At 59.5% G+C, this 17053-nt stretch carries 12 protein-coding genes, 1 tRNA gene and 1 pseudogene; 6 read left to right on the top strand and 8 right to left on the bottom strand.

Features of this window, described 5'->3' with window-relative positions:
• Positions 1–609: 609 nt before the first annotated feature.
• Positions 610–1380 (bottom strand): CPBP family intramembrane glutamic endopeptidase, encoded by a 771-nt coding sequence (locus KBF66_RS15330; protein ID WP_296658976.1) that lies wholly within the window; start codon positions 1378–1380, stop codon positions 610–612.
• 641 nt (positions 1381–2021) lie between these two features.
• Between KBF66_RS15330 and KBF66_RS15325 the strand changes: the two genes are divergently transcribed.
• Complete coding sequence (locus KBF66_RS15325; RefSeq protein ID WP_296658972.1) at positions 2022–2453, top strand: DUF5681 domain-containing protein; 432 nt, start codon at positions 2022–2024, stop codon at positions 2451–2453.
• Positions 2440–2673: a hypothetical protein gene (locus KBF66_RS15320; RefSeq protein WP_296658969.1), complete on the top strand. Its 234-nt coding sequence runs from the start codon at positions 2440–2442 to the stop codon at positions 2671–2673. Before KBF66_RS15325 ends, KBF66_RS15320 begins: the two co-directional genes overlap by 14 nt.
• A 360-nt stretch (positions 2674–3033) precedes the next feature.
• Here KBF66_RS15320 and KBF66_RS15315 read toward each other — a convergent pair.
• From KBF66_RS15315 to KBF66_RS15285, 7 genes are all read right to left on the bottom strand, one after another.
• Positions 3034–3109, bottom strand: a tRNA-Thr gene (locus KBF66_RS15315).
• Between the two features lie 28 nt (positions 3110–3137).
• Complete coding sequence (locus tag KBF66_RS15310; protein WP_296658966.1) at positions 3138–4166, bottom strand: class 1 fructose-bisphosphatase; 1029 nt, start codon at positions 4164–4166, stop codon at positions 3138–3140.
• A 20-nt stretch (positions 4167–4186) separates the two neighbouring features.
• The gene (gene pepN / locus KBF66_RS15305) at positions 4187–6889 is read right to left on the bottom strand and encodes an aminopeptidase N (protein WP_296658964.1); all 2703 of its coding nucleotides are present in this window, start codon (positions 6887–6889) and stop codon (positions 4187–4189) included.
• Positions 6873–7598, bottom strand: a complete 726-nt coding sequence (locus KBF66_RS15300; protein WP_296658960.1) for an HAD family phosphatase — start codon at positions 7596–7598, stop codon at positions 6873–6875. Before KBF66_RS15300 ends, pepN begins: the two co-directional genes overlap by 17 nt.
• Positions 7598–8696, bottom strand: a protein-coding gene (gene prfB, locus KBF66_RS15295) for a peptide chain release factor 2 (RefSeq protein ID WP_296658957.1) whose coding sequence is annotated in 2 segments (ribosomal slippage) — positions 7598–8614 and positions 8616–8696 — 1098 coding nt in all. Because the reading frame shifts where the segments join, the coding sequence is not laid out codon by codon here. The genes KBF66_RS15300 and prfB overlap by 1 nt, the downstream gene beginning before the upstream one ends.
• Before the next feature lie 49 nt (positions 8697–8745).
• Positions 8746–11292: an EAL domain-containing protein gene (locus KBF66_RS15290; RefSeq protein ID WP_296658954.1), complete on the bottom strand. Its 2547-nt coding sequence runs from the start codon at positions 11290–11292 to the stop codon at positions 8746–8748.
• Positions 11289–12308 (bottom strand): cytochrome-c peroxidase, encoded by a 1020-nt coding sequence (locus KBF66_RS15285; protein WP_296658951.1) that lies wholly within the window; start codon positions 12306–12308, stop codon positions 11289–11291. The genes KBF66_RS15290 and KBF66_RS15285 overlap by 4 nt, the downstream gene beginning before the upstream one ends.
• Before the next feature lie 171 nt (positions 12309–12479).
• On the opposite strand from KBF66_RS15285, the gene KBF66_RS15280 reads away from it, so the two are divergent.
• The 4 genes and pseudogenes from KBF66_RS15280 to KBF66_RS15265 all read left to right on the top strand — a co-directional run.
• Positions 12480–14303, top strand: a complete 1824-nt coding sequence (locus tag KBF66_RS15280) for an AMP-binding protein (protein WP_296658948.1) — start codon at positions 12480–12482, stop codon at positions 14301–14303.
• Entirely contained in the window at positions 14300–15100 is an 801-nt protein-coding gene (locus tag KBF66_RS15275; RefSeq protein WP_296658944.1) for a hypothetical protein, read from the top strand. The genes KBF66_RS15280 and KBF66_RS15275 overlap by 4 nt, the downstream gene beginning before the upstream one ends.
• Positions 15101–15323: 223 nt before the next feature.
• The gene (locus KBF66_RS15270; protein ID WP_296658941.1) at positions 15324–16655 is read left to right on the top strand and encodes an extracellular solute-binding protein; all 1332 of its coding nucleotides are present in this window, start codon (positions 15324–15326) and stop codon (positions 16653–16655) included.
• A gap of 180 nt (positions 16656–16835) precedes the next feature.
• Positions 16836–17053: pseudogene (locus KBF66_RS15265) on the top strand (hypothetical protein); the annotation flags it as partial.

Below are 17053 nucleotides of genomic sequence, written 5' to 3'. Positions count from 1 at the left end.
GCAGCTTGAAGGTCTGCAAACCCTCTGCGATACTCCTCCGACTCGGCTGTCCGCAGTGGCACGCTGAGTACCGTGTATCTCAGCTTGTCCGGGCTAAGAACTTACACCACGTCTTGGGACACAACCGAAATCAATCTTGATCACTTGTCAAAGCGATTTATCAACAAATGGCCGAAAGGTCTCCAATCGGGGCGGTTTACTGAGTATTGAAGTATGTCGACGGGTACTTTGAGTCGCTAGCGCCTGTCTGGTTTCGAGCAATCTCAAAGAAAATTCAAACATCGAGCTAGCTGCCGTTCGTGATCGTCAGCTGCTGGCCATCACGCGACGACCACTTAGCGGATGGGCAATCTCGACAGCTGACATTGGTAACGCGGGGACGCAGGCACACGGATGTCGGCTATCGGGCTTCAATTTGGGCTGTCTCTACGTCAGCATAGGGGTCGATTTAAGTCCCAATCACCAGTCAAATTTCGACCCAAATGGCCGAGGAAATCTACCCAACCAGAGTGCTGCCATTCGACAACTTAGCGGCCACCCCAAGCGGTACATCCTCACGGTTGCAATCAATAGACCACTCACCATGGCAAGCCAGTCTTGGGAAACTGCTTACGATACCCGGGCATTCCAGTTCTTCAGCACCACCACCAGGGCGCAGGCAATGGCCAGCGGATAGATGGCAAACTGAATGGAGGAGGGCGTCCCACCGGTGGCGACCGTCAGGAACAACGAACTGTCCCACAGACCATGCAGGATGATGGGCAAAATCAAAGTACCGGACATGCGCCGAACGACATAAAGACCGCTGCCCATGATGAAGGTCAAGATCACCTGAATCGGCATATTGGCCATGGGCAAGCCGAAGAACACATTGGGAATGTGCATCGCTGAAAACAACAAAGTACTGAAGAGCCAGACCTTGCCTTCGGTAAAACGGCTTCGCAAACCCACCACCATGCTGCCACGGGTGATCATCTCTTCACCCATGCCTACTCCGACAGCGCCCAGCGACGACCACAGGAGCAGTTCAAACGTCAGCTTGCCCGAGGGCATACCTAAAAAGTTGTTCGCAATGATGGCGGCCATCACCACAGGAAAAATCCAGATCCAGGCCGGACCAGACTTTGACTTGTCAAACAGCACCAAGCGCCACCACCCCATAAAGCTGATCGCCACCACCAGAAAAGCGCACCCAAGCAAAGTTGGGTAGGCATACCACAACCTGGTTGTTTGCGCGCTCTCGCCGATCCTCATGTAGTCAACGCCGTTGACGCTCCAGGTGATGAAGAAAACCGTCAAATAGCCCAAATACAGAACAAGCCCAAGCCAAACCGACGGCTCTCGTCTTGGTGCATTCTGGTCGGCAAAGGATAGGCTCATAGGTTGTGTCTCATTGGTCGAGTCCGCAATGGGTCGATGACTCCCACTTGGAACCCTCATGGTGAACACTCATGGCGACGCTTGGAAGTGCTCAAAGTCGGCAAATTGTAAAAGTCAACTGGACGCGCACCGATGAATGCCTGCGCCCAGGTATCCAGCGAGGGATGCCGATGCCACTCGTCCAGTCATCCGGCCCTTGGGCAGTTTGTCCAGCACCAAGCTACCTTGATTGATTTCACACAGCAATGGCGCATTTATCGTGACGGTGACACAATACAATTAACGTCACTGTGACGGTAACAGAACACCTGCATGAATAGCTCTGAGAAGCGGCTTGGACGCCCGCCAAAGGCCGGTGGTGCAATGACTCAAGCGCAGCGTCAGCGTGTTTACCGGAATCGGCAAGATGAGGCCAAGAACAGAGCCGCAATGGATCCGACAGCGGCAAGCACCAAGGCTCTTGTGGCTAGCTTTGCGCACCATTGCAACGTCATCTGCAGCCAGCCGGAGCAAGCAGACGCTTCGAGAGAACTTGTAGGACCGGTGATCAGCGAGCTGTGTCGCCGTCACCGAATCAAGCTGCCGTCAATGAAAGAAGGCAAGTAACGTTCTGACACCTGTTTAAGCAAGGAAAATGCAGTATGGTCACAACAACATCCGCGCCAAAAAAGCCCGGTCGCTGGCAAAAGGGCGAAAGCGGCAACCCGCGCGGCCGCATCCCTGGCACTGGCGAGATTGGCCGTATCCGCGCCTCAATTTCGGCCCAAATGCCCGAGCTGCTGAATAAGTTGCTGGCGCAGGCGATGGCTGGCGATGTGGGGGCATCCCGATTGCTGCTGGAGCGGTGCGTTCCACCATTGAAGTCGATGGAGCCGACCCAAGCCCTGAACCTGCCCAATGGCTCGCTGACCACCAAAGGTGAGGCTATCTTGGCTGCGGTGGCCGCTGGGACGCTTGGTGCTGGGCAGGGCAGTCAACTGATCGCCGCGATTGGTGGGTTGGCGAAAGTGGCCGAGTTTGACAAGCTCCAGGAGCGGGTTGCCATTTTGGAGCAACGCGATGCGAAACCTTGAAGCTCGCATTGCGGCGCTGGAAAGCGTGCTGCTGGCGGTGCGCTTGGACAACCTCAGCGACGAACAGTTGCAGGCCCACATCGACTCGCTGCCACGTGGGTCGGCAAAGAGGCTGGAGGCGGTCATTGCGCTGATCCTGCGGCACCCGAGCGCGTACCCGATGGCGGTCAACGACCCGGCGCATGATGAGGGCTGGCTGGACTCTGACCCGGAGCCGTGAACCGACCGGCACATCTTTGTGCTGGTTGATCAGCGTCCAATTGCGCGGACTGTGGGGCTCACCCATAACCCGGGTACGCCCCCCGCTTGCAGATGGTGAGGCTGGGGGGGTGTGCAGTGACCACCAAAATCGGCACGCTGACCTACATTGCCATGCCAAGGCGCAACCTAGTCTAAGGGGCATCTCAAAGCCCACAAGCGCACGCATGGATGCGATGTGGGTGCCGACGTGCGTGTGATCCATTAAGACCTATGGCCTCGACAAGGGTGGAAATTGATGCGAGCCGCGCATGATGCTAGCCCGGTGCTAGCCCAAAAAAAATCCGCTACGGTTTAGATAGCGGATTTTTCACTGTTTACTTGGTGCCGGAGAGATGAATCGAACACCCGACCTTCTCATTACGAATGAGCTGCTCTACCGACTGAGCTACACCGGCCTCATTGCCGACGATTATAGCCAACCCATCATGCTGCAGCCTGCCCGGGCGCAGCGGACTCGGCGCGGTGGTAACCCGTCACCCGTTCGACCTCGTTCCTGGAGCCCAAGAAGACACTCACGCGCGCATGCAGGTGGCTGGGTTCGATTTCCATGATTCGACGCTTGCCGTCGGTGGCCAGACCACCGGCCTGCTCGATCAGCCAGCTCATCGGGTTGGCCTCGTACATCAGGCGCAGCTTGCCTGGTTTTTCCGGCTCGCGCTGGTCCCAGGGGTACATGAATATGCCGCCGCGTGTCAGGATGCGGTGCACATCGGCCACCATGCTGCCGACCCAGCGCATGTTGAAATCCTTGCCGCGCGGGCCGTCGCGACCCTGTAGGCACTCGCCAATATATCGCTGCACGGGCGCAGCCCAATGGCGCTGGTTGCTCATGTTGACGGCAAACTCCTTGGTGTCTTCGGGGATGCGCAGATGCTCCTGGGTCAGCACAAACGAGCCCTGCTCGCGGTCCAGGGTAAAAGCCGCCACACCATCTCCAACGGTCATCACCAGCGTGGTCTGTGGGCCAAACACGCAGTAACCCGCTGCCACTTGCTTGACGCCGGCTTGCAGAAAGTCCTGCTCGGACACGCCTGCGCCCTCGGGCTTGACCAGCACGCTGAAAATCGTGCCAATGCTCACGTTGACATCGATGTTGCTCGAGCCGTCCAGCGGGTCAAACAGCAGCAGGTATTCACCCTGCGGGTAGCGGTTGGGCACCACGTGGATGCCTTCCATTTCCTCGCTGGCCATGGCCGCCAGATGGCCACCCCATTCATTGGCTTCGATCAACACCTCGTTGGCGATGATGTCGAGCTTTTTCTGGATCTCTCCTTGCACATTGGCACTGTCTGCGCTGCCCATCACATCGCCCAGCGGGCCTTTGTTGACGGCCAGGCTAATACGTTTACAGGCACGTGCCACCACTTCAAGCAGCAAACGCAGGCCTGGCGGCACATGGCCGTGGTCACGCTCCTGCTCCACCAGGTACCGTGTGAGATAGGTTTTTTTCATGAGTGAACTCCGGATGTGGATCAATCGGCCAGTGCGCGGCTGACGACCTCGCGCACATCGTTGCTCAGGTCAGCTTTGGCGGCGACGCGGCTGAGCGCTTCGCGGGCGGCACTTTGGTAAGGCTCGGTGAGCTTCTTCCAGCGGTCCAGTGCCCGTGCAAGCCTTGCCGCCACTTGTGGGTTCAGAGCGTCGAGTTCCAACACCTGTTCACTCCAATAAACATACCCGGCGGCATCTGCACGGTGAAAGCCACCCGGGTTGGCGCTGCAATAACTGAAGATCAGGCTGCGCGCCCGGTTGGGGTTCTTCAGGTTGAAGTCCGCGTGTTTCATCAGCGCGCGCACTGCCGGCAGCACTTGCCCGCCCCGGTCACACGTACCGGCCTGAAGCGCAAACCACTTGTCGAGCACCAACTCCTCGCCCTTGAAACGCTGGTGAAAGTGTGCCAGCGCCGGCCTGGCCAGCTCATGTCCACTGTGCACCAGTGCTGACAGCGCTGCGAAGCGGTCGGTCATGTTGTCGGCGTCTTTCACGCGCTGATAGGCTTTGCCCGGCCAGACCACATCGCCGCTGCGGCGCGCGCTCAGGCACAGGTAGTGCAATGCCAGTCCGGCCAGTGCACGTCGGCCACTCGACACCGTGTCCGGGGTGTAGCCGCCGTTGTCTTTGTGTGTCTCATAGGCCCACTGCCAATCCGGTGCCAAGGCGTGAGCCAGTTGTTCGCGCAGTGCCTCGCGCACGTCGTGGATGCGTTGTGGGTCCACGCTATCGAGCTGCTCAGCGATGTAGGTCTCCGAGGGCAGGGTGAGCACCAGCTCCTTGAAGGCAGCGTCAAGCGTGGGGTGCCGCAGCACCGCACGCATGGCCGAAATATAGGCATCATTCAAGCCGTTAGCGCTTGCACAACCAGCGCTCGCAGCTATCGACGAGATAGCGCAGCGCAACAGCAGTCGCTGACCGGCCTCCCAGCGGTTGAATGGGTCGGGGTCGTGTGCCAGCAGTGTCAGCAACTGGCGATCGGTGAATTCGGCCTCAAGCAGCACCGGGGCGCTAAAACCCCGCAGTACCGAGGGCACTGGTTCCTGTGTCAAACCGTGCAGCGTGATGGACTCACTGGCCTGCGTCATCACAAACAGGTGGTTGTCGGCCGCGTTGGCCAGACTGTCCTGCAACTGCAGTGGCAACACCGTACCATCGCTGCCTACCAACCCGAGGCTGATCGGGATGACAAACGGCAATTTGTTGTCTTGCCCTGGCGTGGCCGGGCAGCTTTGCGTGAAGTTGAGCGTGCAGGTTTGCGCATGGGCGTCGTATTGGCTGGTCAGCGTTACCCGGGGCGTGCCGGCCTGGCTATACCAGCGCTTGAACTGCGGCAACTGGCGTGCCAAGGCGGAGTCCGGGTTGGCATCGGCAATGGCCTGGACAAAGTCGTCGCAGGTCACAGCCTGGCCATCGTGGCGTGCAAAGTACAGGCTCATGCCTTTGGCAAAGCCGCTACGACCGACCAGGGTCTGCATCATGCGCACCACCTCGGCACCTTTTTCGTAAATGGTGACGGTGTAGAAGTTGTTGATCTCGATGTAGCTGTCGGGGCGTACCGGGTGGGCCATCGGGCCGGCGTCCTCGGGGAATTGTGCCGTGCGAAGCACCCGCACGTCTTCGATACGTTTAACGGCCCGGGCAGAGGGATCAGCGCACAGGTCCATGCTGAACTCCTGATCGCGAAATACCGTCAGGCCCTCCTTCAGGCTGAGCTGGAACCAGTCGCGACAGGTGATGCGGTTGCCGGTCCAGTTATGAAAATACTCGTGGCCCACCACCGACTCGATGTTGGCAAAGTCCACATCGGTGGCCGTGGCCTGGTTGGCCAGCACATACTTGGTGTTGAAGATGTTCAGGCCCTTGTTTTCCATGGCGCCCATGTTGAAGTCGCTGGTGGCCACGATCATGAAACGCTCCAGGTCCAGCGGCAGCCCAAAGCGCGCCTCGTCCCAGATCACCGACTTGATGAGCGACTGCATGGCGTGTTCGGTCTTGTCCATGTCGCCGGCGCGCACATAAATTTGCAACAGGTGCTCTTTGCCGTTGCGCGCAGTGATGCGCTGCTCGCGGCACACCAGCTTGCCGGCCACTAGGGCAAACAGGTAGCTGGGTTTCTTGAACGGATCCACCCATCTGGCAAAGTGGCGACCATCATCCAGCGCACCTTGTTCGACCAGATTGCCATTGGACAGCAACACCGGGAAACGTGCCTTGTCGGCGCGCAGCAGCACGCTGTAACTGGCCATCACGTCAGGGCGATCCAGAAAGTAGGTGATGCGCCGGAACCCCTCCGCCTCGCACTGGGTAAAAAATGAGTCATTGCTGACATACAGGCCCGAGAGGGCGGTGTTTTTGATCGGCGCGCAGGTGGTGAAGATCTCCAGCTCAAAACTACCCTCGGCCGGCAGGTTATCCAGCACCAACTGTTTGCCGTCCATCTTGAACGAGCAACCCGCACCGTTGACCAATACCCGCGCCAGATTGAGCTCGTCACCGTCGAGCCTGAGCGCTTGTGCCGGCACCTCAAGATTGCGGCGCAGCGTCATCTTGTTAAGCACACGCGTTTTGCTTGGGTCCAGGTCAAACGTCAGCGCAACCGTGTCGATCCAGAAGGCGGGCGGTGTGTAGTCGGTGCGACGCACCACATTGGCGGGGCCGTTGGCGTCAAGCAGGTTCAACATGGAGTCTCTCCAGAAATTTTGATTCAATCAGTTCATGGTAATTGCGCGCCGCAGCCAGCACATGCGGCCCGGCCAGCTGTGCTGCATCGTGGCTGGTGCAAATCGCCACCGCGCGCATGCCTGCACGGCGCGCCGCTTCGATGCCAAAGGGTGCGTCTTCAAACACAATGCAGCGCTCGGGCGGCACAGCCATGCGCCGGGCGACTTCTAAGAAAATCGCTGGCTCGGGTTTGCCGGCCAGCCCCTCGTCGCCGCCAGCGACGGCATCGGGCGGCGTCGGTAGCTTCAGGTGGCCAAACGCAAAGGCAATGTTGTGGCGGTCACCGGCCGTGCCCACGCCAACCTTGAGCCCGCGCGCGCGCGTCTGGGCGGCAAACGCCTTGAAGCCCGCCACCTCGGTAAAGATGGGTGCAAACAGCTCACGGTAGAGCTGCTCCTTTTCGGCAATGTGCTGCCAGGCTTCTTCGTCGCTCATGTCCCGCGCAAACAGCTCGCGCATGCATTCGGCGCCGGTGCGTCCGGTGGTGCGGCGCATCAGGTCGGGCACGTCGATGTCGATCCCGTGGTTTTGCACGAATGCCACCCAGCTCTGCGCGTGGCTGGGCATCGAATCGATGATCGTGCCGTCCATGTCAAAAATAATGCCAGAAACGGCTCCAGCCCTTATCTCATCTGCGCTAGCAGCTACTGAACTTGCATCAATCAACATCACACCCCCTGCTTCAGCGAGGTTTCGATGAAGGCGTCGAGGTCACCATCGAGCACCTTTTGTGTCGCCGAGGTTTCGTAGTTGGTGCGCAAGTCCTTGATTCGGCTGTTGTCCAGCACATAGGAGCGAATCTGGTGGCCCCAGCCCACGTCGGTCTTGCTGTCTTCGAGCTTTTGTTGTGCTTCCTGTTGTTTGCGCAACTCGAAGTCATACAGCCGGCTGCGCAAGCGCTTCCAGGCCACATCGCGGTTGCTATGCTGGCTGCGTCCGTCCTGGCACTGCACCACGATGCCGGTGGGAATGTGCGTCAGGCGCACGGCCGAGTCGGTCTTGTTGATGTGCTGACCGCCGGCGCCGCTGGCGCGAAAGGTGTCCACCCGCACATCCGAGGGGTTGATGTCGATCTCGATCGAGTCGTCAATCTCGGGATAGACAAACACGCTGGCAAAGCTGGTGTGGCGCCCACCTGACGAGTCAAACGGGCTTTTGCGCACCAGCCGGTGCACGCCGGTTTCGGTGCGCAGCAGGCCAAACGCGTATTCACCCTCGATCTTGATACTTGCACCCTTGATGCCGGCGGTGTCGCCAGGCGTCTCGTCTTCGAGTTCGGTCTTGAAGCCCTTGCGCTCTGCATAGCGCAGGTACTGGCGCAGCAGCATGCTGGCCCAGTCGCAGGCTTCGGTGCCACCGGCACCGGCCTGAATGTCGAGAAAGCAGTTCAGCGGGTCGGCCGGGTTGTTGAACATGCGGCGGAATTCGAGGTCTTTGACAATGACCTCCAGTCGCGCGGCGTCTTCTTCGAGCGTGACCAAGCCCGCTTCGTCGTCCTGGCTCATCTCGAACAGTTCCAGATTGTCGGAAAGGTCGGACGCCAGATCAGTCAGCGTCACCACGACTCCGTCGAGCAGCTTTTTCTCTTTGCCCAACTCCTGGGCGCGTTTGGGGTCATTCCAGACCGTGGGGTCTTCCAGGCTTGCGTTGACGGTTCTCAGGCGCTCAAACTTGGCATCGAAGTCAAAGATACCCCCGTAAATCCTGGGCGCGGGCGCTCAGGTCGGTGAGCAAGTTGCCAATGGCGTTGATACGTTCTGCTTCCATGATGCGAAATCCTGTTGTGATGCTGGTTTTTGAAAAGTGGCGGATTTTCTCACGCCGCCAGCAAAGTCTCAAAAACCTCGATCGGCACCGGTTTGCTGAAAAGGTAGCCTTGAAACTGGGTGCAACCGCGGCTGGCCAAGGTATCGTGCTGCTCCTCGGTTTCCACCCCTTCGGCGATCACGCTCAGCTCCAGACTGTGTGCCATGGCCACAATGGTGCTGACGATGGCCTGGTCGCTGCGCAATCTTGACACATCGTGCACAAAAGACTGGTCAATCTTGACCTGATCCAGTGGCAGCCGCTTCAGGTACTGCAGTGACGAGTACCCGGTGCCAAAGTCGTCGAGCGAAAACCCCACCCCCAGCGCCTTGACCTGGCGCATGGTGCCGATGACTTTTTCGACATCGGTCAACAGCATGCTTTCGGTGATTTCCAGTTTCAGACGGCTCGGCTCGATGCCGCTGTCATGTAACACCGATTCGATCTGCTCGACAAAATTGTCAGCGCCGAGTTGGCGTGCACTGATGTTGACCGCCAGAACCAGGTGGTCGGTCAGTGACTTGCTCTCCCAGGCCTTGATTTGTGCGCAGGCGGTTCGCAGGATCCATTGGCCCAATGGCATGATCAGACCGGTTTCCTCCGCCAGCGGAATGAACTCCCCGGGAGACACCAAACCGCGCACCGGATGCTGCCAGCGCACCAGTGCTTCAGCGCCGGTCGGGCGACGGTTCTGATCGACCTGCACCTGGTAGTAAATCGCAAACTGCTGCAGCGACACTGCCTGGCGCAGGTCGGACTCCAATGCCGCACGTGCTTCGAGGGCACTCTGCATGGTCGGGTCAAAAAAGCGCAAAGTGTCACGACCGGCCGCCTTGGCCTGGGACATGGCCGTGTTGGCGTGCTGCAACATCTCCTCGGCGGCCAGTGTCGGATTCGACAGACTGATGCCGATGCTGCACGAGCAGGTGTGCTCGTAATCACGCAAGCGATACGGAGCCGCCAGCAATCTGCGAATCTTTTCGGCCGCCGCCTTGACCTGCGCTGCCGCCTGTTCTGGCTCGGCTTCAGCGCGCAGGCCCTGCAGTAACACGACGAACTCGTCGCTGCTCAATCGGGCCACCGTGTCGCCCTCGCGGGCACAGCTGAGCAGGCGCCGGCCGATCTCGGACAACAACAGATCGCCGACCTCGTTGCCCTTGGTGTCGTTGAGCACCTTGAAGTTGTCGACGTCGATGAACAGCAATGCCGCCTGACCGGCACCATGGCTGCGTGAATTCAGGATCTGGCGCAGACGGTCAATCAACAGTCGCCGGTTGGGCAGAGCCGTCAGCGGGTCATAAAACGCCAGCTGAAAGATCTCGGCTTCGTCCTTTTTGCGTTGTGAAATGTCGCTGAAGGTGGCCACATAGTGGGTACGCGTCAGGCCACCCTGGGTTCTGGTGCTGGCTGCCGATATGGACAGCCATTCGGGATAAATCTCGCCGTTCTTGCGGCGGTTCCATATCTCGCCTTGCCAGTTGCCATCCTTGGCCAAGGCGGCCCACATCTGCTGATAAAACTCGGCGCTTTGGCGCCCTGAGCTCAGTACACGCGGATTTTTTCCCAGTACCTCGGCGCGGTCGTAACCCGTCAAACGGGTGAACGCGGCATTCACATTCAGGATCGTGCCCCGGTCGTCGGTGATGGTGATGCCCTCCGAGGCCGAGGCGAACACACTGGCAGCCAGTTGTAACTGCTGCGTCTGCACCCGCATGCGCATGAACGTGCGTACGGTATAGGCCAGCAAGACCAGGGTAGCCAGCAACAAAAAAGACCGATACAGGGCCGCGCGCTGCTGCTGATGGTCGTAATACCGCGCATAACTTGCCGCCAGTGCCGAATTTTCTGGCGGACTGGTGAGTTGGCGCACCAGCCCCGGCATGCTTCGTCCATAGTCGTCAATCAGTTTGACGTGGCGCAGCAGACTGTCAAGCTTGGACTGGGCACTTTCCGGCAATGCTCCGGTCACCACCGGCAGCGCGGCGGTCATGCGGGAAATGTCACCACGCTCCAGTAAACCGCCGTTCAGGCGGTTCAGCAGCAGGTGCTCCACCATTTCATTGAGTTGGGCTCGCGCCGGTGACCCACTGGGCAACTCGCGTATCAGTTCGTCGCGCGCCAGGGGCAAATAGAGCAATGAGTTCTTCAGGACAGCATTGCGCGACTTGAACTGCTCCAGCAGGTCCTGCTTGAGCCCCAGGCGTTGCTCCAGCAGGCGCAATTGCTGTTGAAACTCGTCGACCTGGCGCAGGTCGATGCCGGCATTGCCGTCCCGTATTTCTTGCGCCACCGTGCGCATCTGTGCAATCAGCATGGTGGCCAGGTCGTAGTTGTTGGCCAAATTGAAATTGAGCTGCAGAACCGCCTCGCCGAGTCGGCTTTCGCTGCTTTGCAACTGGCTGAGTTGGTTGAGCAAGGCGTTATGCCGGCGCAAGTCGACCGGCTGGGTCAGCAGGAACAGTGCCACCAACACCAGGGCGGCCGCCAGCACGCCGCCGGCCCGGTAAAAGTCGGCGTGGCCGAGCAGGTGAGTTTTCAATACTCGAAGCAGTCTCATTGCAATGGTTTACCCTGGTATTCACCGGTCAGGGTGCGCAGAAAAGCCACGATGTTGTTGACCTCGGTGCTGTCCAGATGTTTGCCCAGCTGGTAGCGCGCCATGATGCGAACCGCGTCTTCCAGGGTGGCAGCCGAGGCATCGTGCAAGTACGGCGCCGTGACCGCCACATTGCGCAGCGACGGCACCTTGCGGTAATAGCGGTCGTCTTCGCGGCGCGTGTATTTGAAGCGGCCGGTATCATGCCGGTCACTGCCGTCAAAGTAGTCCTCCATGACGCCCAGTTTCTGGTACATGTTGCCGCCCACGTTGACGCCCTGATGGCAGCTGGTACAGCCGATCTGCTTGAACAGACGGTAGCCCGCCTGTTCCGCCTCATTCAACGCACCCAGGTTGCCTCGCAAGAACTGATCAAAGCGCGCGTTAGGGGTGATCAGCGAGCGCTCAAAGGTCGCAATGGCATCCCTGACGTTGGCTGCGGTGATGCCATCCGGGTAGGCTGCGGCAAATTCACTGCGGTAGCTGGCGTCGTCCTGCAAGGTGGCAAGAGCTTTGGGCCAGGTATTGGCCATTTCGGTCGGGTTTTGCAGCGGACCATCCACCTGCTCTTCCAGGCTTGCAGCGCGGCCATCCCAAAACTGCCGAAAATTCAGACCACTGTTGAACACGGTGGGGGTGTTGATATTGCCCTCCTTGCCCTCAACCCCGCGGGCACGTGGCAGACGGTCAGCTCCGCCATTGGCCAGTTGGTGGCAGTGCGCACAGGACACCATCCCATCCGCGGACAGTCGACCCTCGTGGAACAGTCGCTCGCCCAAAGCAAGCCGACGCGGCTCCAGTGCTACAGTCATTGGCAGCGCCGCGAACGGGCCATCCACTGCGGGGGGTGTGGCATGGGCGACTGGCACAGCCGACGGTGACGGTGCACCAAGTTCGTTTCGTGTCGTCACGGTCAGGGTAGCAAACAGCGCCAAACCCGTCGCAGCAATCACCAGCCATTGATAACTTGCTCTCATGGTATGTGAACAGCCATTTATTTCCAGGGTCAGATTGTGTCTGAATTCATTGATCTGGGTTCAACCGCACCGGCAATTGGGGTATTGCTGCCGATGGGGGTGATGTTACGCCGATCGCTTGAATCCGCTTGGCTCCTTGGTACATTCGGCACATTCCACGAAAGGCACGCCATGCCCGTCCGACCCATCGACGCCCCTGCCCGCCCCGACGCTTATCAGTGTGTTCACGAACGTTTTCAGTGGCAATCCCCCGAGTTTTTCAATGTCGCCCAGGCCTGTTGCCGGCGCTGGGCGACGCGCCAGGACGCCCTTCACCGAATAGCTGTCAAGGTCTATGGGAAAAGCGCGCAAGCCTGTTCTTATTCCTATGCCGAGCTGGCCGAGCAGGCCAACCGGCTCAGTGTCGTGCTGCGTGATCTGGGTGTCGAGCCGGGTGATCGTGTTGCCATCGTGTTGCCTCAACGCTTTGAGACCGCGGTGGCCTACATGGCCGTGCTGCAAATGGGCGCGGTGGCCATGCCCCTGTCAACGCTGTTTGGCCCTGATGCGCTGGCGTTTCGACTGCAGGACAGTGCAGCCGTGCTGGCCATTGCGGACGCGCGAACTGCGCCGGCGCTGCAATCCGTGCAGCCCGATTGCCCGTCGCTGCGCCAATTGCTGACGATCGAAGGTGCTGGAGTGGGGTTGGACTACGCTGACGCTCTGGCAACAGCAGCGGCACAGTTCGAACCGGTGGCCACACGCGCTGAAGCTGCAGCGGTACTCATCTACACCAGTGGCACCACCGGCAACCCCAAAGGTGCGCTGATTCCACACCGTGCGATGTTGGGCAACCTGACCGGGTTTGTCTGTAGCCAGAACGGTTTTGACTTGTCCTTCGGGGAGTCACCAACGCCCGCCACTGCGCCCTACTGGCATCGGTTGTTACAGCAGATGCAGTTGCAGGACATCAGTCTGGATTCGTCGGCGGTTTTCTGGAGCCCGGCGGACTGGGCCTGGACCGGCGGGCTGATGGATGCCTTGTTGCCAACGCTGTATTTTGGCCGTCCGGTCGTGGCGTGCAGCGAGCGCTTCAGTCCACAGACCGCGCTGGAACTGATGCGAGACTGTGCGGTGACCCACAGTTTCTTGTTTCCCACTGCACTCAAGGCGATGATGAAGGCCTACCCGGGTGCCGCACTGACACCGGTGCGCGCCCGGTTTGCGCTCCAGTTGCAGGCCATCATGAGTGCGGGTGAGGCGGTGGGTGATGCCGTGTTTGACTACTGCCAGCAGCAACTGGGGGTTACCGTCAACGAGATGTTCGGCCAGACCGAGATCAATTACGTCGTCGGCAATTGCTCGGCATTGTGGCCGCCCCGGCCCGGCAGCATGGGCATGGCCTACCCCGGTCATCGGGTGGCCGTGATCGATGAGGACGGGGGGGTGTGTGCACCCGGTGTGGTGGGTGAAGTGGCGGTCAACTGCCTTGACCTGCAAGCTCAGCCAGATCCCGTGTTCTTTTTGGGCTACTGGAAGAATGATGCCGCCACGCAGGCCAAGTTCAGTGGTGACTGGTGTCGCACGGGCGACCTGGCCAGCTGCGATGCTCAGGGCTATCTGTGGTACCAGGGTCGTAGCGACGATGTATTCAAGTGCGCTGGCTACCGCATTGGGCCAGGCGAGATCGAGAACTGCCTGGTCAAACACCCGGCGGTGGCCAACGCTGCTGTGGTGCCAAAACCCGACCGGGAGCGGGGCGCGGTGGTCAAGGCCTATGTGGTTCTCGCTCCTGATTTTGTAACTGCAAGGTTAAATTCAATAGGTGCTGGCGGTCAGTTTGATGTTGAACTGGTGGCACAACTGCAAGCGCACGTCAAAGACCAACTGGCTCCGTATGAATACCCCAAAGAGATCGAATTTGTGGACGCACTGCCCATGACCACCACAGGCAAGGTGCAGCGCCGGGTGTTGCGCCTGCAAGAGGAAGCGCGCTTCGCGGCGGTGTTGGAATGAAGCACTTCGGCACGATCCGTTTGGCCGGTGCACGACGCATCCAGCTTCTGGCAATTTTGAAGTGGCTGGTATGGATGTTGCCGTTGTTGGCTTACGCGCAGTCGGTTGCGCTGCCAACCTTGTGGCTGGTGCTGATTGCCAGCACACTGGCCTGGGGTGCGCTGCGCGCGTGGGAGCTGAGTCGACGTCGCCAGTTCATTCGTGAGTCACGGTTTCCGTCGCATTTGGTCAGCAAGCTCAGAGCCCAGTATCCGCAGCTCAGTGCGGGTGATGCTGACCTGGTGCTGCGTGGCCTGCGCCAGTTTTTTGTCGCGTACCTGCGCAGTGGCCGTCAGTTTGTTGCCATGCCCTCACAGGTGGTTGATCTGGCCTGGCATGAGTTCATCCTTCACACGCACGCCTACCAGGTGTGGTGTGAGGCGGCGTTTGGCAAGTTGCTGCACCACACGCCCGCCGAGGTGCTGGGCCGTGACCCAAAGCGCAACGACGGCTTGCGTCGCACCTGGTATTGGGCATGCAAGGAAGAAAGCATCAACCCGCGCCAACCCAGCCGCTTGCCACTGCTGTTTGCACTGGACAAAAAGTTCCATATCCCTGGCGGCTTCTCGTATGTACCCGACTGCCGCGACATCAATCGCCAAAGTGGGTCGGACGCCTACTGTGGCACCAGTTTCGGTGGCGGCGACGGCAGTGGCTCACCGGGTGACGGCGATGGTTTTGGCGGCAGCGAGTCCTCGGGCGGTGACGGTGGCACAGATGGTGGCGGATGTGGTGGCGGCTGCGGTGGTGGCGACTGAAAATATCTTGTAGCCCATATTCAGTAACACATGACAGGTATTAAATCGAGATTGAAGTTTCCCTGTTGAGTCTTTGGTGGTCACCGTTGAGATCCATCTCTTGGCTGCGGGTAAACCCGACACTCCCTGCCACTGATGCTCTCCATCAGAATTGCCAATTGGCCTTAACCGGCAATCGCCCTTACAGTTCGCTTGCATTCAAATCACTCAACCGGAGACCACCATGACCTTTTCGTTTGCCACCCGCAGCCTGACCCTGGCCTTGATGACCGCCTTTGCCGCTGCCCATGCCGGCACCGTGTCGGTGGTCACATCCTTTCCCAAGGAGCTGACTGCCGCTTACAAGAAGGCCTTTGAAGCCGCCAACCCTGGCATCAAGCTGGAAATTCTCAACAAGAACACCACCGCGGGCATTGCTTACATCAAGGAACTGGCAGTCGGCCAAAGGCCGGATGTGATGTGGGCTTCGGCGCCTGACGCCTTTGAGGTGCTGGCGCGCGACAAGTTGTTGCAGCCGGCACCCGAGGTAAAAAACCCGCAAGCCCCGGTCAAGATTGGCAACTATCCGCTCAACGACCCGGAAAACCAGTATTACGGCCAGGCGCTGGCCGGCTACGGGCTGATGTGGAACACCCGCTACATGGCGGCCAACAAGGTGCCCACGCCCAAGGAGTGGGCCGATCTGGTCAAACCCGAGTATTTCAACCACGTGGCCATGTCCTCGCCCTCGCGCTCGGGTACCACGCACCTGACCGTGGAGACCATTTTGCAGGGCGAAGGATGGGAAAAGGGCTGGAGCCAGATGCTGCAGATTGCCGGCAACTGCGCGGCGGTGACCGACCGCAGTTTTGCCGTTCCCGACGGCGTCAACAATGGCCAGTACGGTATTGGCCTGGTCATCGACTTTTTTGGCTTGGCGGGCAAGGCTTCGGGTTACCCGGTGGAGTTTCACTATCCCAACGTGACGGCGGTGGTGCCGGCCAACATTGCGCTGGTCGCGGGTGCGAAAAATACCGAAGAGGCCAAGAAATTCATCAAATTTACGCTCTCAAAAGAGGGGCAGGAACTGCTGTTTGACCCGGCCATCAGCCGTCTGCCGATTCTGCCCAATAGCAGCTTTGGTGCCAAAGTTCCAGCGGGCTACCCGGATGCGATCGAGATTGCCAAGCGTGCCAAAGTGCAGTTTGACTCCAACCTGTCGGGCGACCGCTATCAGGTGGTGGTGAGCCTGTTTGACCAGATGGTGACCTTCCGCCTGAAAGACCTGCAGGCCGCCACCAAAGCCATCCACGAGGCCGAGCGCCGCCTCAAGGTCAAGCCCAATGCACAGGCGGCCGAACTGGTGAAGCAGGCACGCAGCTTTGCTTATTCGCCCATGGTGTCGGCCGACATGGTGAAAGATGCCGAGTTTCTGGCACTGTTTCGCAAGAACAAGAAAGATGTCGAGGTGGCCAAGCAGTTGACTGGCCTGGAAGACTTGTGGAGCACCAAGTCCAAGGCCAACTACGAGAAAGCCAGGTCCCTGGCCGAGCAGGCTGCAGCGCTGGTGAAATAAGTCTGCCGGGCCAGCAACTTGCCCTGGCTCAAACCTGCTCCGCGAGGGGGGGAGGGGATGACAGTCGGCAGTGGTGGCGAATCCGACTGTGCCCATGTTCCCTCTCCCGCCGGGAGCGGGGTGGGTTGAGGGTGGGAGCTTGTTGTATTTTTTGAGGTTTTACCTGGTAAAGGTTCTGCCATGTCTGCTGTCCTGACTGATTCTTTTGTGCCGGTGGCCGCGCAGCGCCACCGCCCTTGGGGCGCGTGGTTGCTGGCCGCTGCCGTGCTGGCGTTCTTACTGGTCTTTTTGCTGTGGCCAGTGGGCCTGGTGATTTACACCGCGTTTGTGACCGAAACCGGTGCGCTGACGCTGGGGCATTTCAGCAATTTCTTTAATCAGGGCTTGCTGCGCGAGGC

It is taken from the genome of Rhodoferax sp., assembly GCF_018063565.1.
Classification (GTDB): domain Bacteria; phylum Pseudomonadota; class Gammaproteobacteria; order Burkholderiales; family Burkholderiaceae_C; genus Rhodoferax.
Note: the sequence above shows the minus strand (reverse complement) of the source record. Positions and strands in the feature narration are given on the sequence as shown.

What these genes read in the sequence shown, in the direction of transcription:
- KBF66_RS15300 (WP_296658960.1), bottom strand. Translation starts at nt 7,598, where the DNA reads ATGTTGATTGATGCAAGTTCAGTAGCTGCTAGCGCAGATGAGATAAGG.
- KBF66_RS15330 (WP_296658976.1), bottom strand. Translation starts at nt 1,380, where the DNA reads ATGAGCCTATCCTTTGCCGACCAGAATGCACCAAGACGAGAGCCGTCG.
- KBF66_RS15285 (WP_296658951.1), bottom strand. Translation starts at nt 12,308, where the DNA reads ATGAGAGCAAGTTATCAATGGCTGGTGATTGCTGCGACGGGTTTGGCG.
- KBF66_RS15310 (WP_296658966.1), bottom strand. Translation starts at nt 4,166, where the DNA reads ATGAAAAAAACCTATCTCACACGGTACCTGGTGGAGCAGGAGCGTGAC.
- KBF66_RS15290 (WP_296658954.1), bottom strand. Translation starts at nt 11,292, where the DNA reads ATGAGACTGCTTCGAGTATTGAAAACTCACCTGCTCGGCCACGCCGAC.
- pepN (WP_296658964.1), bottom strand. Translation starts at nt 6,889, where the DNA reads ATGTTGAACCTGCTTGACGCCAACGGCCCCGCCAATGTGGTGCGTCGC.
- KBF66_RS15280 (WP_296658948.1), top strand. Translation starts at nt 12,480, where the DNA reads ATGCCCGTCCGACCCATCGACGCCCCTGCCCGCCCCGACGCTTATCAG.
- KBF66_RS15320 (WP_296658969.1), top strand. Translation starts at nt 2,440, where the DNA reads ATGCGAAACCTTGAAGCTCGCATTGCGGCGCTGGAAAGCGTGCTGCTG.
- KBF66_RS15275 (WP_296658944.1), top strand. Translation starts at nt 14,300, where the DNA reads ATGAAGCACTTCGGCACGATCCGTTTGGCCGGTGCACGACGCATCCAG.
- KBF66_RS15270 (WP_296658941.1), top strand. Translation starts at nt 15,324, where the DNA reads ATGACCTTTTCGTTTGCCACCCGCAGCCTGACCCTGGCCTTGATGACC.
- KBF66_RS15325 (WP_296658972.1), top strand. Translation starts at nt 2,022, where the DNA reads ATGGTCACAACAACATCCGCGCCAAAAAAGCCCGGTCGCTGGCAAAAG.